Genomic DNA, 19,991 nt, shown 5'->3' with positions numbered 1-19,991 from the left:
ATTAATGGCTGAAGTAGAATTAAAAGACAAGCTATTTACTGTTTCTGCATCACCACATATTCGTTCAGAAGAATCCGTTTCTAAGATTATGTGGACTGTTAATGCAACTTTAGTACCAGCAGCTATTTTTGGTATTTGGAATTTTGGAATTAATGCATTAGTTTCAATTATAGCAGGTATTGTATCTGCAGTAGTTTTTGAATATGCAGTACAAAAAATAAGAAATAAACCTATAACTATAAGTGATGGTAGTGCTGTTTTAACAGGATTACTTATAGCAATGTGTGTATCACCAAAAGTTCCATTTTATATGGTTATATTTGGTTCATTTATTGCTATAGTTATAGCGAAGCATTCTATGGGTGGACTAGGTTATAATATATTTAATCCAGCTCATATTGGAAGAGCAGCTATGATGGCTTCATGGCCTGTATTTATGACAAGTTGGACAGTTCTTCGTGCTTCAGGTGTTGATGCTGTAACAAGTGCTACACCATTAGGAATTTTAAAATTGCAAGGTTATTCAAAACTTATTGAAACTTTTGGAGGACAAGCAAATCTTTATAAGGCATTATTTATAGGTACTCGTAATGGTTGTATTGGTGAAACTTCAACAGTTTTATTAGTGCTTGGAGGATTGTATTTAATTTATAAAAAATATATTAATTGGGAAGTACCTGTTGTTATGATAGCAACAGTTGGCATTTTAACTTGGGTATTTGGACCATCAGGTATGTTTACAGGAGATCCAGTATTCCATATGATGGCTGGTGGATTAATAATAGGAGCCTTCTTTATGGCTACTGACATGGTTACTACTCCAATTACGCGTAAAGGACAAATCATATTTGCTTTTGGAGCTGGATTAATTACTACATTAATTAGATTAAAAGGCGGATATCCAGAAGGCGTTTGTTATTCATTATTACTTATGAACTGTGTAAGTCCTTTAATTGATCGTCTATGCCCTCCAAAAAAATTCGGAGCAAGGAGGTAATTTAAAAATGGCAGAACATCATGTAGAAAAACAATATAGTGTATTTCAAATAGCTATGAATTTAACAGCAGCCTGTTTTATATCAGGAATAATTATAGCTATAGTATATTTTGTAACTAATCCTATAGCTGTAAAAAACAGTAAGGCTCTTGAAGTTAAATCAATGCAGAAGTTAATTTCTGATGCGGATAAATTTGAAAAAATTCAAGGAAAAGAAGGATGGTATACTGCAAAGAGTGGTGGAAAAACTGTAGGTTATATTATTCCAGTTGAAACAAAAGGTTATGGTGGAGCAATTAAAATGCTTGTAGCTGTAACAGAAGATGATAAGGTAATTGATTATAATATACAGTCAGCTAATGAAACACCAGGACTTGGAGATAATGCAGCTAAGGAACCATTTAGAAAAGAATTCAAAGGTAAAAAATCAGAGGATTTAGAAGTAGTAAAGGATCCTTCAAATACCAAGAATATACAAGCTATGACAGGTGCGACAATTTCTTCAAGAGCAGTTACAAAAGGTGTTAAAGAGGCTCTTGATGATGTTAAAAGCTTGAAAGGAGGTAAATAGTAATGGGTGATTTGTGGAAAATATTTAAAAAAGGTGTAGTTATGGAAAACCCTATATTCGTTCTTGCACTTAGTTTATGTCCTTCACTAGCAGTAACTAGTACAGTAATAAATGCTTTAACTATGGGACTTACTGTTATGTTTGTTATAACTGCTAATAATATGTCAGTATCTTTCACTAGAAAATGGGTTAACCCTAAGGTGCGTGTACCAGTATATATTACTTCTATAGCTACTATTGTTACAGTGGTAGAATTATTATTGCAAGCTTATGCACCAACGTTATTTAAAGCATTAGGTATTTATTTAGACCTAGTAGTTGTTTTTGCAATTATTTTAGCTCGTGCAGAAGTTTTTGCTTCTAAAAATAAAGTACTTCCATCAATGCTTGACGGATTAGGAATGGGAGTAGGTTTTACTATTGCAATGCTTATTATTGGAGTAATTCGTGAATTCTTTGGAATGGGTTCTATAATGGGAATTCCAATTTTAGGTACTTGGTATAAGCCTATATTGATGATGATTTTACCTCCAGGTGCATTTATGTTGATTGGATATTTAGTAGCACTGTTTAAAATCCATAATGAAAAAATGGCTAAACGCCAACCTGAGGGAGGTAATGCATAATGGAATATTTAACTCTTTTTGTAAGTGCTGTCCTTGTAAATAACTATGTCTTAACAAGATTTTTAGGATTATGTATTTTCTTTGGTGTTTCTAAAAGTCTTGATGCCTCTATAGGAATGGGTATGGCAGTTGCTTCTATTTTAACATTAAGTTCAGCTCTTGCATGGGTAGTTTATCAATTTGTATTATTACCATTTGGTTTAACTTTTTTAAGAACAATTGTATTTGTACTTTTAATTGCAAGTTTTGTACAGCTTTTAGAGATGATTATAAAGAAACATGCACCTGCATTATATAATATGTGGGGAATTTATTTATTACTTATTGCTACAAACTGTATAGTACTTGGTGTTCCAGTTACAAATGTAGAATCAAATTATGGATTCTTAAAAAGTGTAGTAAATGCTTTGGGATCAGGTGTAGGTTTTGCATTAGCAATAATTTTAATGGCTAGTTTAAGAGAAAAATTAGCTTTAGCAGATGTACCTAAACCTTTGGAAGGTCTTGGCATAGCATTTATTTTAGCTGGCATGCTTGCTTTGTCGTTCCTTGGTTTTTCAGGCATGATTGCTTTATAGAAAGGAGCTGAGGGTAATTATGGAAACTCCAATTATAGTTTTGATTGTAATGACTTGTGTTGGTCTAGTATTTGGTTTTGTATTAGCTTTTGCTAATAAGAAATTTTCTATGGAAGTAAATCCTCTTATTGAAATGGTTGAAGATGTTTTACCAAAAGGTCAATGTGGTTCTTGTGGATATGCTGGATGTAAGGCTTATGCTGAAGCAGTTGTTAGCAACCCAGATGTACCACCGAACCTTTGTATTCCAGGTAAAGATGTAATTGCTAAACAAGTTGCAGAATTAACTGGTAAAGCTGCGGAAGAAACAGAACCAAGAATATCACATATAAAATGTAAAGGTTGCGTTGATAAGGCAGCTAGAAGTTATGATTATGAAGGAATACAAGATTGTGTAGCAGCTAGCTTGTTACAAGGAGGACCTAAAGTTTGTTCATATGGATGTCTTGGATTTGGAACTTGTGTTAAGAGCTGTCCATTTGATGCTATGACTTTAGGAGAAAATGGATTACCAATAATAGATGAAAATAAATGTACAGGCTGTGGAAAATGTGAAACAGTTTGTCCTAAACATGTTATAGAAATGCGTCCAATGACTAGTCATGTGGCTGTTAATTGTAATTCAAAAGATAAAGGAGCAGTAGTGCGTAAAGCATGTACTGTGGGATGTCTTGGATGTGGACTTTGTAAGAGAAATTGTCCACATGAAGCTATAGTAATAGAAAATAATATAGCTGTAGTGGATCATAGTATTTGTGCTGAAAAGTGCGATAATCCAACTTGTATAGCTAAGTGTCCAACAAAGGCTATACAATCTCTAGTTGGAGATGTAAAGCCTGTAGTTGAAGTAGCTAAACAGGAAATTGCAGCGAATACTGAAAACAAAACAAATGTTGAGAATAAAGACAAGTCAGAAAGCTAAAATTAATTTTAATAATTTTAAGGGTGGAAATTCTTTAATGAGTTTCCACCCTTTTAATGTTATAATATAAGACGATTACAATATTAATGAGTAATAAAAAGTTGTTTTTAAAGAGGGAAATGTATGAAAATAATTACGCTTATAGAAAATATTAAAGATGATTCAAATAATTTAATTAATGAAAAAGGGCTGTGTCTTTATATAGAAAAAGATAATAAACATATACTTTTTGACACAGGAAGGACAGGTGAATTTATTCATAATGCAGAAAAGCTAGGTATTAATTTAAGAGAAGTAGATGCTGTAGTATTATCCCATGGACATGGAGATCATGGTGGAGGGTTAATACCTTTTTTAAAAATAAATAGTAAAGCAAAAGTGTATATGAAAGCAGAAGCTTCAGAAGAATACTATTTTCATCTTATGTTATTTAATAAGAATATTAGTATTGATGGTAATATTTTCAAAAATTATTCTCATAGAATTGAGTATGTAAAAGATTTTACAGAAATGATGAAAGATGTCTACATTATTACAGATATAAATAAATATTATGAAATTCCTGAAGGCAATAAATATATGTTCGTTAAAAAGAAAAATGAATTAGTTAGAGATAAATTTGAACATGAATTAATCATGGTAATTAAGGAACAGGATTATATAAGTATATTTACAGGATGTTCTCACAATGGTGCTGCTAACATGATAAAAACTGCTAGAAATAAGTTTAAAGATTTAAATATCAAAGCAGTTATAGGTGGATTTCATTTAGTGAAAATTCCAATCGTAAAATTATTAACTGCATCCCAAGATCAAATTGATGTACTTATAAATGAAATTATTACTTCAAATGTGGAAAGAGTGTACACAGGACATTGTACAGGAGAAAAAGCGTATAGAAAATTAAAAGCTACATTAGGAGATAAAATTCAGTACATTAAAACAGGCACAGAGATACTAATTTAGAAAAGCGGAAAATCCTAATTTAACTAACCATGATACAGAAAGAAAGTGTAACTATTTTTAATTCATTATAATAGTTATGATACTAAAAGCTTGTATGTTTTGGTTGAATTGCTTAAGAGCGGTATACTTGTAAAAAACTTTATGTTAGTGTTATACTGAAAACAGATGAAATATTTAGAATATTACATAGCTAATGATAAAATAAACTTTTAAATAGATGTTCTATATAGCATTTATTTAAAAGTTTATTTTATCATTAGCTATATTTGAAAGGAATGATGGAAATATGAAACCATTAAAATTAGTAGTTGTTGGAGTTGGACATGTTGGGTCTTATGTACTGGCTGATGCCATGAAACTTGGTCTTTTTGGTAAGATTGGAGTAATTGACTTGGATAAGGGAGTAGCTCATGGTGAAGCACTAGATCAGAGTCATGCTACAGCATTGACTTATATGAATAATATTGAAGTTACAAGCGGTGGCTATGAACAATGTAAAGATGCTGATGTTATTATATGTGCAGCAGGACCAAGTATATTAAAAGACCCAGATCATCCTGAAGCTATGCCAGATCGAACTCTTTTAACTACACATAATGCTGGTGTTATCCGTGAAGTTATGGCTGAAATTACTAAATATACTAAGAATGCGGTCATCATTTTTATTACTAACCCACTTGATACTATGGTGTATATTGCTGAAAATGAATTTGGATATCCAAGTGGAAAAATATTTGGGACAGGAACGATGCTGGATTCTGCTAGATTAAGAAAGACAGTTGCAAATCTTTATAATATTGATCCAAAGTCTGTAACTGGTTATATGATGGGTGAACATGGTATGACTGCATTTCCGGTTTTAAGTAAACTTAATGTTGCTGGCATAGTGTATAAAGAATTTGCTTCTTATTATAATGATGTAGAACAGCTCAATGCAGAGGAAATTGGTAAAGAAGTAGTTAAGACTGCTTATGATGTTTTAAATGCAAAAGGATGGACTAATGCTGGTGTTGCACAAGCAGCTGTAACTATGGCAAAATGCGTTGCTTTAGATGAGAGAAGTGTTTATCCAGCATGTACAACTCTTAGAGGTGAATATGGTCACGATGGTGATGTAGCATTAAGTATGCCATGCTTAATTGGTAAAGATGGAATCATTAGAAGAATTGCTCCAAAACTTGATGATTGGGAGACAAGAAAATTGAATGGAAGCATTGATTATATCAAGAGCACTATGAAAGAAGCAAAAACTGGGCCTGAATTTTTGAAGAAATAATAACAATGAACATTTAAAAAATATTGCAAAGCAATATTTTTTAAATGTTTTTAAACATAGGAATTTTATTAATATGTTTTGTTAAAAGCTTAGTAGAAAGACCTATAAAGTATCCTGTTACTACTGCGGATACCAAAAGTACTGGAAGATAAATATATATTCTAAAATCTTTTATAACCAGAGAAGCTACGAATAGTTGACCTATGTTATGAAATATAGCACCACATATACTTATTGTCCATAGGCTTACAGAATCCTTAAAATATTTATAAAGCAGTATCATTACAATATTACTTAATAGTCCGCCAGCTATACTGAACATAAAGGCGGACATAGATCCACCAAACATTGAACCTAAAAGAGTTCTTAGAAACATTATAAGTAAGGCTTCTTTCCAACCCATTAATATTAGGGCAGCAAGTGATATGATGTTGGCAAGGCCTAATTTTATTCCAGGAAAAAGTACAGGTATTTGTGCTTCTACTATATATATTACCAGGGCAATACTTACTAAAAAACTTAAGAATACCATTTTTCTTGTTTTTTTCATTGCTACACCTTCATTAGCTTGATATTTGGTCAACTTTAGCATTTTTGCCTTCTATAGTTATCATTAATCTATGAGGAAGACAAACAGAACTTTGACCTGGTTCTGATATCCAACCGGTTTTAATGCAAATTTTATCAGGGCAATCCGCATCTTTAATTCTTATTTTTCCGGGAAGCACTTCTATAACATTAAAGTGATTGCCATTATAAGGTACTCTTATTTCTTGTGCTTCTTTTACAGTATCTAAATCTATAGTTTTAATTACCTTTCCGTCTTGTTTTATATTAGCTATATGATGAGAACTTTTTATATGCTGTTTATATAAAAAAACTGAAATTGCACTTATTGCAATTAGAGCTATTATTAGTATAGCAGCTATTTTATCTCCTTTTTTCATATTTTGTCTCCTTTTACATTTTTTGGGCAACTATGGTAAATAGCTTTGGAATGCCTTTATCTTCTGGCTTAGGGCCTTCACTTTCTTGTAATGTCTTTATATATAGATTATTATTGGCAATAGAAGTTACAATTTCACCTATAGTCCATTTTCTTAAGTAAGCCTTTTGAAAAGCATTTTTTTCCTCGGCTGTAAGATTTTCTATTCCAGGAATAAATTTCATATAAGCTACATCAGTTTCTTCTATAGCTGTACTAAAGTAGTCTCCAGTAACTTTATGCCTTTTTCCTCTGTTTGTAATTAGTTTTGTAGATATGGGATGAAAATCTTCAATCATGAAAGTTCCGCCCTTTTTTAAAAGTCTTGAAGCAACATTAAAAAATGGATTCAAATCTGTAAAGTAATGAAGTATACCAAGTTCACAAAAAACTATGTCATAATCTGATGTGAATTCTTCTTCTGGTATATTGAGTACATCTGAAACTATATATCTTATATGTGTGTTACAAGCTCTAGCTAAATCTAAAGCATATCTTGAATTTTCATAAGAAAAATCTACAACTGTGACATTTGCACCCATTAATGACAGTGATATTGCCTTAGTTCCGTGTGAACCTAACAAATTTGCTATTTTTTTATTTTTAACATTTATAAAATACTTACTTAATAAACCTAATCGCGAAATAGGATCTGTTAGTATCTTTTTTGAAGCCTCTAAGGGAGTACCGAAACGATAAACCCAAGCATCATATGCCATTTGGTTCCAAGCAAGTTCATTTATTTTTGTGTGTTCTTCCTGCATATAAACCTCCTAAAGTATGTCATGAATAAATAATTTATTTTAACAATAATCATTACTATAAAATTTTACTATAACACTAATCTGTTTACAATGCTAAAGCTAAAAATAAGGAGTTTCTTTTTAAAATTGGCTCTGAAAAATTATATTAATGTATAAAAACTATAAGGTAACAAAATATAAATTATAAGTATTTACTTAAATATATAAGTAGGGAGTATAGTAATGAATTTTATAAAATTTTTTTTGATTTTTATTCCTATTAGTATAGCAGCTGAATTTATGAAACTAAAGCCTATATGGATTTTTATAATTTCAGCTCTTTCTATAATACCATTGGCTGGATTTATGGGAGAGGCTACAGAAGAGATATCTGTATATTCAGGACCAAGGATAGGTGGATTTTTAAATGCAACCTTTGGGAATGCTACAGAACTTATTATATCTTTTTTTGCTTTAAAAGCAGGACTTTTTGATGTAGTTAAAGCTTCTATTGCCGGCTCTGTTATAGGTAATATACTATTAGTACTTGGAGCAAGTATGCTTTTTGGAGGATTAAAATATAAAGTACAGAAATTTAATAAAAAGATAGTGGAAGTTTCTTCTAGTATGCTGCTATTTGCAGTTATAGGACTTTGTATACCAGCCATATTTACTCATACAGCAAATAAAGAATTAATTACTTCAAAATATGAATGGTTAAGCATTTCAGTTGCTTTAGCTATGTTTATAATATATTTATTAGGATTATATTTTTCATTTCATACACATAAGGATTTATATGGATCAGAACATATAGAAAATCAAAAAGCAAAGTGGAGTTTAAAAAAATCTATATTAGTTTTAGTTTTGTGTACTTTAGTTATTGCTCTAGAAAGTGAGTTCTTAGTTGGATCTGTAGAACCAATGACAGAAACTTTAAAACTAAGTGAGTTCTTTGTAGGTATAATTATAATTCCTATAATAGGAAATGCAGCGGAACATAGTACTGCTATAGTTATGGCAATGAAAAATAAAATGGATGTAGCTATAGAAATAGCTATAGGCTCTAGTCTGCAAATAATATTGTTTGTAGCACCTATACTTGTATTTTTAAGTCTCTTATTTAAGCCTATGAGTATAATATTTAATGAATTTGAGTTGGTAGCACTTGTAGTGTCAATACTTATAGTAAATAGAGTAGCTAGTGATGGAGAATCTAATTGGTTAGAAGGAATTCAGCTTATTGCTGTATATATCATAGTAGCATTAAGTTTTATTATTTGAAATTTTATATTTACTAAAGTAGAGTTAAATACGAATAATGAAATAAACATACAGACTGATTGTTCGCGAATATGTAAATTTTTTAGATAAATTTTTATTTATTATTTGTATTATCGCATATTTATGATATAATTTAAGCGAATGATAATTTTAAATTAATATAAAATGTTCGTGAAACTTACTTATATAAAATAAGGGGGATAAAAATGGCAAATTATGTTAAAAGAATATTTGTAGAAAAAAAAGCAGGATTTGATGTAGAAGCACAAAATACATTACAAGATCTAAAAGAGAGTTTAAGTATTAATGGGTTAGAAGGAATTAGATTAATCAATCGTTATGATATAGAAGGAATATCTGAAGAAGAATTTGAAGAATCAAAGCATACTATTTTTTCAGAGAGGACTGTTGATGTAGTTTATGAAGATAAAATAGAAGTTGATGAAAAACACAGGATTTTTGCTGTTGAATATCTACCAGGACAATATGATCAAAGAGCTGATTCAGCATCTCAATGTGTTCAAATACTTACTCAAAGTGAAAAACCAACTATTTTATCTGCAAAGGTATATATAGTAAGTGGAAATATATCTGATAAAGAATTTGAAGAAATAAAAAAATATTGTATAAACAATGTGGACTCAAGAGAAGCTTCTTTACAAAAACCAGAAACTTTAGAAATGGAAGTTGTAGTTCCAGATTCTGTTGAAGTACTAGATGGTTTTATAGAAATGGATGATGAAAAAGTTAAGGCTTTTGTACAAGAAAAAGGTCTTGCAATGAGTGTTGAAGATTTAAAATTCTGTCAAAAATATTTTAAAGATGCAGAAAAAAGAAATCCAACAATTACTGAAATAAAGGTTATAGATACATATTGGTCAGATCACTGCAGACATACTACCTTTATGACAGAACTTACTAAAGTGGACATAGAAGAAGCTCATTTAACTAAACCTATAAAGGATGTATACAAAGACTATTTATCTGTTAGAAAAGATTTATATGGTGATAAAGATAAGCCAGTTTGTCTTATGGATATAGCTGTTATAGGTATGAAAGAACTTAGAAAAAATGGACTTTTAGATGATTTAGATCAATCAGAAGAAATTAATGCTTGCAGTATAGTAGTAGATGCTGATATAGATGGAAAAAAAGAAAAATGGCTTGTTATGTTCAAAAATGAAACTCATAATCATCCTACAGAAATTGAACCTTTTGGAGGAGCAGCAACTTGTCTTGGTGGTGCTATAAGAGATCCTCTTTCAGGTAGATCATATGTATATCAAGCTATGAGAGTTACAGGAAGTGCAGATCCAAGAACTGCAATAAAAGATACTTTAGCTGGAAAGCTTCCTCAAAAGAAAATAACAAGATCAGCAGCTCATGGATATAGTTCTTATGGAAATCAAATAGGACTTGCTACAGGTCAGGTAGCTGAAATATATAATGAGGGATATGTAGCAAAGAGAATGGAAATAGGAGCAGTTATTGGTGCAGCTCCAATGAAAAATGTTAGGAGAGAAGCTCCAATACCTTCTGACGTAGTTATTTTAGTTGGTGGAAGAACAGGAAGAGATGGCTGTGGTGGTGCTACAGGTTCTTCTAAAAAGCATACAGAAAGCTCTATTTTAACTTGTGGTTCTGAAGTTCAAAAAGGTAATGCTCCAACTGAAAGAAAAATTCAAAGATTGTTTAGAAAAGAAGAAGTAAGCACTATGATAAAAAGATGTAATGACTTTGGTGCAGGTGGAGTATCTGTTGCTATAGGAGAGCTTACAGATGGATTGAATATAAACTTAGATTTGGTACCTAAAAAATATGAAGGACTTGATGGAACAGAACTTTCTATATCAGAATCTCAAGAACGTATGGCAGTGGTAGTTTCAAAGGAAGATGCAGATAAATTTATAAAATATGCAGAAGATGAGAATTTAGAAGCTGTAAAAGTGGCAGATGTAACTTCAGATAAAAGATTGAAGATGTACTGGAAGGGAACACCTATAGTAGATATGAGCAGAGAATTTTTAGATACTAATGGTGTAAGACAGAAGATAGAAGTTTCTGTGAAAGCGCCTAAAGAAGATGAGAATTACTTTAATATAGATAGAGATGTAACTGATTTAAGAGATCATTGGATTAATACATTAAAAGACTTAAATGTGTGTAGCCAAAAAGGTTTAATAGAAAGATTTGATAGTACTATTGGTGCTGGTACAGTGCTTATGCCTTTTGGAGGAAAATATCAAGATACTCCAGCAGAAGGTATGGCAGCAAAACTTCCAGTATTAAATAAAGAAACTAAAACAGGAACAATTATGACCTTTGGATATAATCCTGAAATTTCTACATGGAGTCCATTCCACGGTGCAGTATATGCAGTAGTAGAATCTACAGCAAAGATAGTTGCTTGTGGTGGAGATGCATCTAAGATAAGACTTACTTTCCAGGAATACTTTGAAAGACTAGGAAAAGATGCTTCAAGATGGGGTAAGCCATTTGCAGCATTAATGGGTGCTTTATATGCACAAAGACAATTAGGCATTGCAGCTATAGGTGGAAAAGACAGTATGTCAGGAAGCTTTAAGGATATGGATGTACCACCAACACTTGTATCATTTGCAGTTAATGTAGTAAATACGGATAAAGTAATTTCATCAGAATTTAAAAAGTCAGGAAGCAATATTGTTATAATTCCTATGACTAGAGATGAATATGATCTTCCTAACTTTGATGTATTAAAGAAAAATTTAAAAGCTGTAACTTCTATGACAGAAAAACAAGAAGTACTTTCAGCTATGACCGTTAGAAATGGTGGTATATGTGAAGTTGTAAGTAAGATGAGTTTTGGAAATAGGATAGGTGTTAAATTAAGTAATGTTACAGAAAAAGAATTATTTGCACCAATGTATGGTTCTATAGTAATAGAAGTTTCTAAAGACTTAGATTTAAATAAAGAGTTAGAAGGAATTGAATATAAGGTAATTGGAGAAACAATAGAAGAAGCTTCAATATATGCAGCTGATTTAAAACTAGATATACAAGAGCTTTATAAAGCTTGGGAAGGTTCTTTGGAAAATATATTCCCAACAAAGACAAAAGAAATAAATGTTGATATAAAGAATATAGAATTCAAAACTAAAGATATAAAAACACCATCAATAAAGGTGGTAAAACCAAAGGTATTTATACCAGTATTCCCAGGAACAAACTGTGAATATGATTCAGCTAGAGCATTTAAAAAAGCTGGTGCTGATGTAGAAGTTATGGTACTTAAAAATTTAAGTGCAAAAGATATAGAAAAATCTATAGATTATATGGAAAAATCAATAAAAGCTTCTCAAATAGTAATGCTTCCAGGTGGATTTAGTGCAGGTGATGAACCAGATGGTTCTGGTAAATTTATAGCAACAGTATTTAGAAATCCTAAAATAAAGGAAGCTGTTATGGAACTTTTAAATAATAGAGATGGATTGATGTTAGGTATATGCAATGGATTCCAAGCTTTGATAAAATTAGGCTTAGTACCTTTTGGTGAAATAAGAGATATAGATGAAAGCTGTCCAACACTTACTTATAACAAAATAGGACGCCACGTATCACATATAGTAAATACTAAAATAACATCAAATTTATCACCATGGTTTAGTAATGTTAATGTAGGAGATGTACATTCAATTGCAGTTTCTCATGGTGAAGGAAGATTTGTTGCTGATGAAATAACCCTAAAGAGACTTATAGAAAATGGTCAAGTAGCAACTCAATATGTAGATTATGAAGGAAATGCTACTTATGATATAAGATTTAATCAAAATGGTTCAGTATATGCTATAGAAGGTATAACAAGTCCTGATGGAAGAGTGCTTGGTAAAATGGGACACTCAGAAAGAAAAGGTGACAATGTATTTAAAAATATACAAGGAAGCAAGGATCAAAAATTATTTGAATCAGGAGTACAATACTTTAAATAGTCGATAATAAATAGCTAAGAATTGATATTTAATAATATATTTTGTGAAAATAAACACCTGGAATTATGATTCTGGGTGTTTATTTTTTTTTGAATTATGAAACTTTATTTTTATTTGTTATAATATATCTGAAATGAATAATAAATTTTTGTGGAGGTAAGAATTATGCTTATTTTATCTGAAAATGATATTAAAAAGGTATTTGCAATGAAGGATGCTGTAAACGCTGTCAAGGAAGCTTTCTCAATTTATTCTCGAGGAAAGAGTGTAGTTCCTCTTAGAGTAAATATTGATGTGAAAAAGCATGAAGGTCAGAGTTTATTTATGCCAGGATATGTGGAAGATTTAGATAGTATTGGAATAAAAATAGTTTCGGTTTTTCCTAAAAATATTGAAAAAGGAAAACCTTCTGTTCCTGCACAAATGTTGCTTTTAGATGGTACTACAGGAGAAGTGTGTTGTATAATGGATGGAACATACTTAACTCAACTTAGAACAGGAGCAGCAGCAGGAGCAGCATCTGATGTATTAGCTATAAAGGATGCTAAGGTAGCTGCATTATTTGGGGCTGGAGGGCAGGCTATTTGCCAATTAGAAGCCATACTTGCAGTTAGGAAAATTGAAAAAGTTAAGGTTTATTCTAGAGATGCACATAAGCTTGCAGAGTTTGTGAAAAAAGCTAATCTAGAATTAAAAAACTATGGAGCTTGTATAGTAAGTGCTGAAAGTCCAGAAGAAGCAATTAAGGATGCAGATATAATTACTGTAGTTACTACATCAACAAAGCCGGTATTTCCAGGTAATTTAGTTAAAAAAGGTGCACATATAAATGGCGTAGGTTCTTATACAAAAGATATGCAAGAATTAGATGAATACATAATAAAAGGAGCAGATAAGGTTTTTGTAGATTCAAAAGAAGCAGTTTTAGCTGAAGCAGGAGATTTTATAAAGCCTATGGAAAAAGGGGTAATAGATGAAAATAGAATAAATGGAGAGCTAGGAGAAGTTATATTCGGAAAAATGGAAGGTAGAGAAAATGATGAAGAAATAACTTTATTTAAAACAGTAGGAATATCAGTTCAAGATGTAGTTACAGCATATAAAATATATAAAAAAGCATTAGAAGAAGGAGTAGGAAGAGTAGTAGAAGTGTAAAAAATGTATATTTGTTTTAATATAAGTCAATAATATATGAGTAAACTTTTTTTACTCATATAATGTTTAATATAATACGTTTGAACTAGTATTTTAGATTATACTAGTTCTTTTTTTTATAATTGGATAGTTTTAATATGTAAGGTAAAAGTAAAAGTGCTTTGTTCTAAAATCTACAAGAAACTAATATAAATACTACAAAGATATTTCCTAAGAAATATATAATTTGTATTTGATATTACTTTTTATGGAGGTTATAGAATGAATTTTAAAGAATTAATAGAGAATGATAGAGAAAAAAGAAAAAAGGAAAGCTTTCAAGGTACTTTTCTTGATTACCTTGAAATTTTAAAGGAAAATCCAGACGCAGCTAAACTTTCGCATAAAAGAATATACAATATCATAAACAGGCTTGGGGTAGAGGTTTTGAAGCCAGAAGAAAACTTAAGAATAAGAAAAATATATGGAAATGAAACTATTAAAAGTTATGGATTTTTTAAAAATGAATTTTTTGGCATAGAAAAAACATTGATGAAAATAGCAAGTTATTTTTATTCAGCAGCTATGGAAGGTGAAGAATCAAGGCAAGTACTATATTTAGTTGGTCCTGTAGGATCAGGAAAATCCTCTATAGTTGATTTGTTTAAAAAGGCAATAGAGCAAAGTGAACCTATATATGCTTTGAAAGGTTGTCCTATGCGTGAAGAACCTCTTCATCTTATTCCTAAACATTTAAGAAAAAATTTTGAAGAAATGCTAGGTATGAAAATAGAAGGAGACTTATGTCCGGTATGCAGATATAGGTTGAAAGAAGAATATAATGGTGAATATGAAAAATTCCCAGTAATTAAAACTGGATTTTCTATAAGATCTAGAAAAGGGGTTGGTGTAGTACCTCCTGTAGATCCTAATAATCAAGATACATCCGTATTAATAGGATCTGTAGATATATCTAAAATGGATTTATATCCAGAAGATGATCCTCGTATATTTTCATTAAATGGGGCTTTTGATATAGGAAATAGAGGAATGGTTGAATTTATAGAGGTGTTTAAAAATGATGTAGAGTATTTGCATACTATAATAACAGCTACCCAGGAAAAATCAATACCATCTCCAGGGAAAGGATCTATGATATATTTTGATGGAGTAATTATTGCGCATTCTAATGAAGCAGAATGGAATAAATTTAAATCAGATCATACTAATGAAGCTATATTAGATAGAATTGTAAAAGTTGAAGTTCCATATTGTTTGGAGTTAAATGAAGAAACTAAAATATATGAAAAGATATTAAAGAAGAGTAATTTTAAAGCACACATAGCACCTCATACTATTGAAATGGCAGCTATGTTTGCAATACTTACAAGGCTTATACCATCTAATAAAGTGGATACTCTTACAAAATTAAAAATATATAATGGTGAGGAAATAGTTGAAAAAGGTACTACTAAGAAAATAGATATTACTGAGCTTAGAGAAGAAGCAGGACTTAGGGAAGGCATGGATGGAATATCTACAAGATTTATAATTAAAGCTATAGATAATGCGCTTTCTGATTCGGAATATGATTGTATAAATCCTCTAAGCGTCATGGAGAATATAATAAAGTCAGTAAAAGATTTAGATGTAGCTGATGATTTAAGAAGAAAGTACTTAGCATTTGTCCAGGATACTATGAGAAAAGAATACAATAAGATTCTTGAAAAAGAAATAACTAAGGCATTTATTCAAAGCTTTAGGGAACAGGCGGAAAGTTTGTTTAATAATTACTTGGATCATGCAGAAGCTTATGTAAATAGAACTAAAATAAAAGACAAATCTACAGGAGAGCAATTAGAGGCTGATGAAAAATTTATGAGATCTATTGAAGAGCAAATAGGAATATCAGAGGGTTCAGCTAAAGGTTTTAGATCTGATGTGACTTCATATATGTTCTATATGGTAAGAAAAGGAGAAAAGATAGATTATACTTCATATGAACCTTTAAAAGAAGCTATAGAAAAGAAAATAACTTCTTCTGTAAGAGAGATGTCTCGTATTATTACTAAATCAAAGGTTAGGGATAAGGATCAAGATAAAAAATATAATTCAATGGTAGAAGAAATGAAGAAAAATGGATATTGTGATCACTGCTGTAATGTAATACTTAAATATGCCGCTAATAATCTATGGAAGGATTGATAATATGGGCATATTTAGAGAGTTTAATCCTATAGGACATGATAGGGTTGCTGAAGATAAAAGAAGGCATAGGGAGTTAGTAGAAGATTCTATTAAGAAAAATTTGGTTGATATATTATCAGAAGAAAGTATTATTGGTCAAACAAAGAATAAAAAGATAAAAATACCTATTAAAGGACTTAAAGAGTATCAATTTATATACGGAAAAAATGTACCTGGTGTTGGTAGTGGAGATGGTACTGAAAAAAGAGGAGATGTTATAGGTAAAGAAGGAGAAGGAAATGGTACTGGAAACAAGGGTGCTGGAAATACAGAGGGTGAAGATATATATGAAACTGAGATAACTATTGAAGAAATAATGGAGTATGTTTTTCAGGATTTAAATTTGCCTAATTTAAATAAAAAAAGGTTTTCTGAAATATTATCAGAAGGTTCAAGAAAAAGATGTGGATACCAAAAGAGTGGTATTCCTCCAAGGCTTGCAAAGAAAAGAACTGTCATTGAAAAGCTTAAAAGAAAACAAGGTATGAAAAGAGCTTTAGAAGAAAGACGTAAGAGTAATGACATAAAGAAAGCAGCTGAATTCACCCTAGAAAATGATGAAACTATAGGAAGATTCCCATTCAAAGAGGATGATTTGAGATATTATAAAGTAAAACCTACTAAGAAGAAAGAATATAATGCAGTAGTTATGTGCATTATGGATACATCTGCTTCCATGGATCAAAACAAAAAGTATTTAGCAAGATCTTTCTTCTTTATGCTATATCAGTTTGTTAAAATGAAATATTCAAGTGTAGAAGTAGTTTTTATAGCACATTCTACATCTGCTAAAGTAGTTACTGAAGAAGAGTTTTTCCATAAGGTAGAATCGGGAGGTACGTATATATCTAGTGGTTACAATAAAGCATTAGAAATTATATTGGAGAAATATAATCCTGAGCTTTGGAATATATATTCATTCCATGTAAGTGATGGAGATAATTGGAGTGAAGATAATGATAGAGCTGTAAAGGCTGTAAATGAATTATGTGATGTATGTAATTTATTTGGATATGCAGAAATTATGGCCTATGGATATACTAGTGCCATTAAAAAGAGATATGCTGCAGAGATTAATAGAGATAATTTTGTATCTGTGGCTATGAAAAAGAAGGAAGATATGTGGGATGCACTTAAGGAAATGCTTAGTGTAGATATAAAAAATGACTATGAATAAGGAGGTGAAATTTTGGAATATACTGTTGCAGAATTAGAAAAGTGGGATGAGATAATAGAAGGAAAGGTTAGAGAAGTAGGCCTTAATTATTATCCTCAAGAATTTGAAATCATAAACTACAATGATATGCTTGCATATGAGGTGTATGTAGGTATGCCATCTATGTATCCTCATTGGAGTTTTGGAAAAGCTTATGAAAGGTTAAGAACTTTATATAATTATAATCTTACAGGACTTCCATATGAAATGGTAATAAATTCGAACCCATGTATTGCATATTTAATGAAGGATAATACACTATTGCTTCAAATACTGACAATAGCTCATGTATATGGACATAATGATTTTTTTAAAAACAATAGATTATTTAAAGAATCTACTAGTGCGGATTATACAGTAGAGATGTTTAAAAATCATGCAGATATAATTAGATCTTATATAAATGATCCAAGTATAGGATATGTGGAAGTTGAAGAGATGCTAAATGCAGCTCATGCTTTAAAATTTCAAACTAATAGAGCTTCAGGTATAAGATATTTAGATGATGAAGAAATAAGAAAAAGAAAAATAGAAGATTATAAGAATATGGAAAACAATAATAGTATTATAGTACCTAGAGAGAAACCAGAACCTCCTAATATAGAAAAAATACCTCAGGAACCTACAGAAGATATATTAGGCTTTATATCAAAATATGGAGACCTTGTAGAGTGGCAGAGAAATATTATAGAAATAGTAAGAGATGAAACTAAATATTTTATACCTCAAATGGAAACAAAAATTATGAATGAAGGATGGGCTAGTTTTTGGCATTATAATATTTTGAAGAAGCTTGATCTTCCTCAAAATCTATATATGGAATTTGTAAAAAGGCATAATGATGTAGTAGTTCCTCTTCAAGGAAGCATAAATCCTTATTTTTTAGGATTTCAAATTTACAGTGATTTAATAGAAAAATATGGAATTCAAAAAATATTTGAAGTGAGATTTGTTGAAAGAGATGAATCCTTTATTAGAAGATATTTAACAAAAGAACTTTGCATAAAGTTAAATCTATTTCAATATGTTAATAAGGATAAGAAATACATTATTGATGAGATATCAGATGAAGATGGATGGAAAAAAATAAGAGATGCTTTAAGTAATTCTTGTGGAATGGGTTCAATTCCTTATATAAGAGTTATAAATATGTCAAAACTAGATAAGACATTAACATTAGAACATGTTTTTGATGGAAGAGAACTTCAACTTAAGTATGCAATAGAAACAGTTAAGTATATTGTGGATCTGTGGAAACACAAAGTAGTACTAAATACTAATATAGATGGAAAAAATGTTAAAATTGTTTGTGATGAGAACAAAAAGATAATTTATGAATAGATACTAATAATAAGCATATTGCAATGCAATATGCTTATTTATTTGTAGGTTAAATTTTATGGCATCATTGCAGGAAAATCAAGCCCTGTTTTTTCATCTAAATTAAACATTAAATTCATATTTTGAACTGCTTGACCTGCAGCACCTTTCATAAGATTATCTATGCAGGAAGCTACAATAACTCTTCCAGTTCGCTTATCTAATCTTATACCTATATGACATAAGTTAGAGCCTTTAACCCATCTAGTTTCTGGCATGGTATCTGTAATTTTAACAAAGAACTCATCTTTATAAAAATTTCTGTATATTTCATATAGTTCTTCTTGAGATTTTTTACAAGATAATTTACTGTAGCATACTGAAAGAATTCCTCTATTCATAGGTACTAAATGAGGGGTAAATGTCAAAGTTATTTTATTCCCACATATATTTCCAAGTTCCTGTTCTATTTCAGGTGTATGTCTATGTTCAGCTACTGAATAAGCTTTAATGGAATCATTACACTCTGTAAAAAGGTTTCCTATGGAAGCACTTCTTCCAGCACCAGAAGTTCCTGATTTAGCATCTATGATGATAGATTGTTCATCTATTATATTTGACTTTAAGAGAGGTGCTAAAGCTAATATGCTGGCTGTTGGATAGCATCCTGGATTTGCGATTAGAGAAGCTTTTTTTATGTCATTTCTATTTAGTTCTGTAAGTCCATAAATAGATTCTTCTAAAAGTTCAGGACATGTATGTTCAACTTTATACCATTGTTCATAAATATTCTTTGAATTAATTCTGAAATCTGCACCTAAATCAATTACCTTTACTCCTTTTGATAAAGCTTTTTTAGTTATATCAAAGGATTTACCATGAGGAAGTGCCAAAAATAGTATATTTATACAATCTAATTTATATTCAGCCTCTTGAATATTTATGCATACATTATCTATAAAACCGTTTAAGTTTTTATAAACATCATTATATAGTGTATTCTCATAACTATGAGAACATAAAAAGACTATTTCAGTAGAAGAATGTTTTTGTAATAACCATACGAGTTGTTGACCTGCATAGCCTGTAGCTCCTACAATACCAACTTTTATCATTTTAATCACTCCTTAATGTAATAAATTAGAATAAAATAATTAT

The 19,991-nt window shown here is 30.5% G+C and carries 17 protein-coding genes; 13 read left to right on the top strand and 4 right to left on the bottom strand.

Going from position 1 to position 19,991, the window contains the following annotated elements; translation table 11 throughout:
• The first annotated feature begins 4 nt into the window (after positions 1–4).
• The 7 genes from EG57_RS0214035 to EG57_RS0214005 all read left to right on the top strand — a co-directional run bounded on the left by EG57_RS0214035 (position 5) and on the right by EG57_RS0214005 (position 5,936).
• On the top strand, positions 5–997 hold the full coding sequence (locus EG57_RS0214035; RefSeq protein ID WP_032077804.1) for an RnfABCDGE type electron transport complex subunit D: 993 nt from the start codon (positions 5–7) through the stop codon (positions 995–997).
• Between the two features lie 7 nt (positions 998–1,004).
• Entirely contained in the window at positions 1,005–1,568 is a 564-nt protein-coding gene (locus EG57_RS0214030) for an RnfABCDGE type electron transport complex subunit G (protein WP_032077803.1), read from the top strand.
• Positions 1,569–1,570: 2 nt separating this feature from the next.
• Complete coding sequence (gene rsxE / locus EG57_RS0214025) at positions 1,571–2,194, top strand: electron transport complex subunit RsxE (RefSeq protein ID WP_029161201.1); 624 nt, start codon at positions 1,571–1,573, stop codon at positions 2,192–2,194.
• Positions 2,191–2,772 (top strand): electron transport complex protein RnfA, encoded by a 582-nt coding sequence (locus tag EG57_RS0214020; RefSeq protein WP_029161202.1) that lies wholly within the window; start codon positions 2,191–2,193, stop codon positions 2,770–2,772. The genes rsxE and EG57_RS0214020 overlap by 4 nt, the downstream gene beginning before the upstream one ends.
• A gap of 19 nt (positions 2,773–2,791) precedes the next feature.
• Entirely contained in the window at positions 2,792–3,694 is a 903-nt protein-coding gene (rnfB, locus tag EG57_RS0214015; RefSeq protein WP_032077802.1) for an RnfABCDGE type electron transport complex subunit B, read from the top strand.
• Positions 3,695–3,817: 123 nt separating this feature from the next.
• On the top strand, positions 3,818–4,660 hold the full coding sequence (locus EG57_RS0214010) for an MBL fold metallo-hydrolase (protein ID WP_032077801.1): 843 nt from the start codon (positions 3,818–3,820) through the stop codon (positions 4,658–4,660).
• A gap of 286 nt (positions 4,661–4,946) precedes the next feature.
• Positions 4,947–5,936, top strand: coding sequence for a lactate/malate family dehydrogenase (locus EG57_RS0214005; RefSeq protein WP_032077800.1), 990 nt, complete (start codon positions 4,947–4,949; stop codon positions 5,934–5,936).
• Between the two features lie 40 nt (positions 5,937–5,976).
• Here EG57_RS0214005 and EG57_RS0214000 read toward each other — a convergent pair whose 3' ends face one another.
• Genes EG57_RS0214000 through EG57_RS0213990 form a run of 3 tightly spaced genes read right to left on the bottom strand, consistent with a single transcriptional unit; the run spans position 5,977 to position 7,685 of the window.
• Positions 5,977–6,486, bottom strand: coding sequence for a Gx transporter family protein (locus EG57_RS0214000; protein ID WP_032077836.1), 510 nt, complete (start codon positions 6,484–6,486; stop codon positions 5,977–5,979).
• Between the two features lie 13 nt (positions 6,487–6,499).
• Positions 6,500–6,883, bottom strand: coding sequence for a NusG domain II-containing protein (locus EG57_RS0213995; RefSeq protein WP_032077799.1), 384 nt, complete (start codon positions 6,881–6,883; stop codon positions 6,500–6,502).
• Positions 6,884–6,896: 13 nt separating this feature from the next.
• Entirely contained in the window at positions 6,897–7,685 is a 789-nt protein-coding gene (locus EG57_RS0213990) for a class I SAM-dependent methyltransferase (RefSeq protein ID WP_032077798.1), read from the bottom strand.
• A 222-nt stretch (positions 7,686–7,907) separates the two neighbouring features.
• Between EG57_RS0213990 and cax the strand changes: the two genes are divergently transcribed.
• The 6 genes from cax to EG57_RS0213960 all read left to right on the top strand — a co-directional run bounded on the left by cax (position 7,908) and on the right by EG57_RS0213960 (position 18,854).
• On the top strand, positions 7,908–8,948 hold the full coding sequence (cax, locus tag EG57_RS0213985) for a calcium/proton exchanger (RefSeq protein WP_032077797.1): 1,041 nt from the start codon (positions 7,908–7,910) through the stop codon (positions 8,946–8,948).
• Positions 8,949–9,154: 206 nt separating this feature from the next.
• Positions 9,155–12,916 (top strand): phosphoribosylformylglycinamidine synthase, encoded by a 3,762-nt coding sequence (locus tag EG57_RS0213980; protein ID WP_032077796.1) that lies wholly within the window; start codon positions 9,155–9,157, stop codon positions 12,914–12,916.
• Between the two features lie 165 nt (positions 12,917–13,081).
• Positions 13,082–14,071 (top strand): ornithine cyclodeaminase family protein, encoded by a 990-nt coding sequence (locus EG57_RS0213975; RefSeq protein ID WP_032077795.1) that lies wholly within the window; start codon positions 13,082–13,084, stop codon positions 14,069–14,071.
• A 261-nt stretch (positions 14,072–14,332) separates the two neighbouring features.
• A complete protein-coding gene (locus EG57_RS0213970) occupies positions 14,333–16,255 on the top strand; it encodes a PrkA family serine protein kinase (RefSeq protein WP_032077794.1) in 1,923 nt (640 codons plus the stop codon).
• A 4-nt stretch (positions 16,256–16,259) separates the two neighbouring features.
• Positions 16,260–17,474: a sporulation protein YhbH gene (gene yhbH, locus EG57_RS0213965; protein ID WP_032077793.1), complete on the top strand. Its 1,215-nt coding sequence runs from the start codon at positions 16,260–16,262 to the stop codon at positions 17,472–17,474.
• Positions 17,475–17,486: 12 nt separating this feature from the next.
• Positions 17,487–18,854 carry a SpoVR family protein gene (locus EG57_RS0213960; protein ID WP_032077792.1) on the top strand — a complete coding sequence of 456 codons (1,368 nt, stop codon included), beginning with the start codon at positions 17,487–17,489 and terminating at the stop codon, positions 18,852–18,854.
• A 56-nt stretch (positions 18,855–18,910) separates the two neighbouring features.
• Here EG57_RS0213960 and argC read toward each other — a convergent pair whose 3' ends face one another.
• Entirely contained in the window at positions 18,911–19,948 is a 1,038-nt protein-coding gene (argC, locus tag EG57_RS0213955; protein WP_032077791.1) for an N-acetyl-gamma-glutamyl-phosphate reductase, read from the bottom strand.
• Positions 19,949–19,991: the final 43 nt, after the last annotated feature.

The organism is Clostridium drakei (assembly GCF_000633595.2).
GTDB lineage: Bacteria > Bacillota > Clostridia > Clostridiales > Clostridiaceae > Clostridium_AM > Clostridium_AM drakei.
The sequence above is the reverse complement of the archived record's forward strand: the minus strand, read 5'-3'. Positions and strand labels throughout refer to the sequence as shown.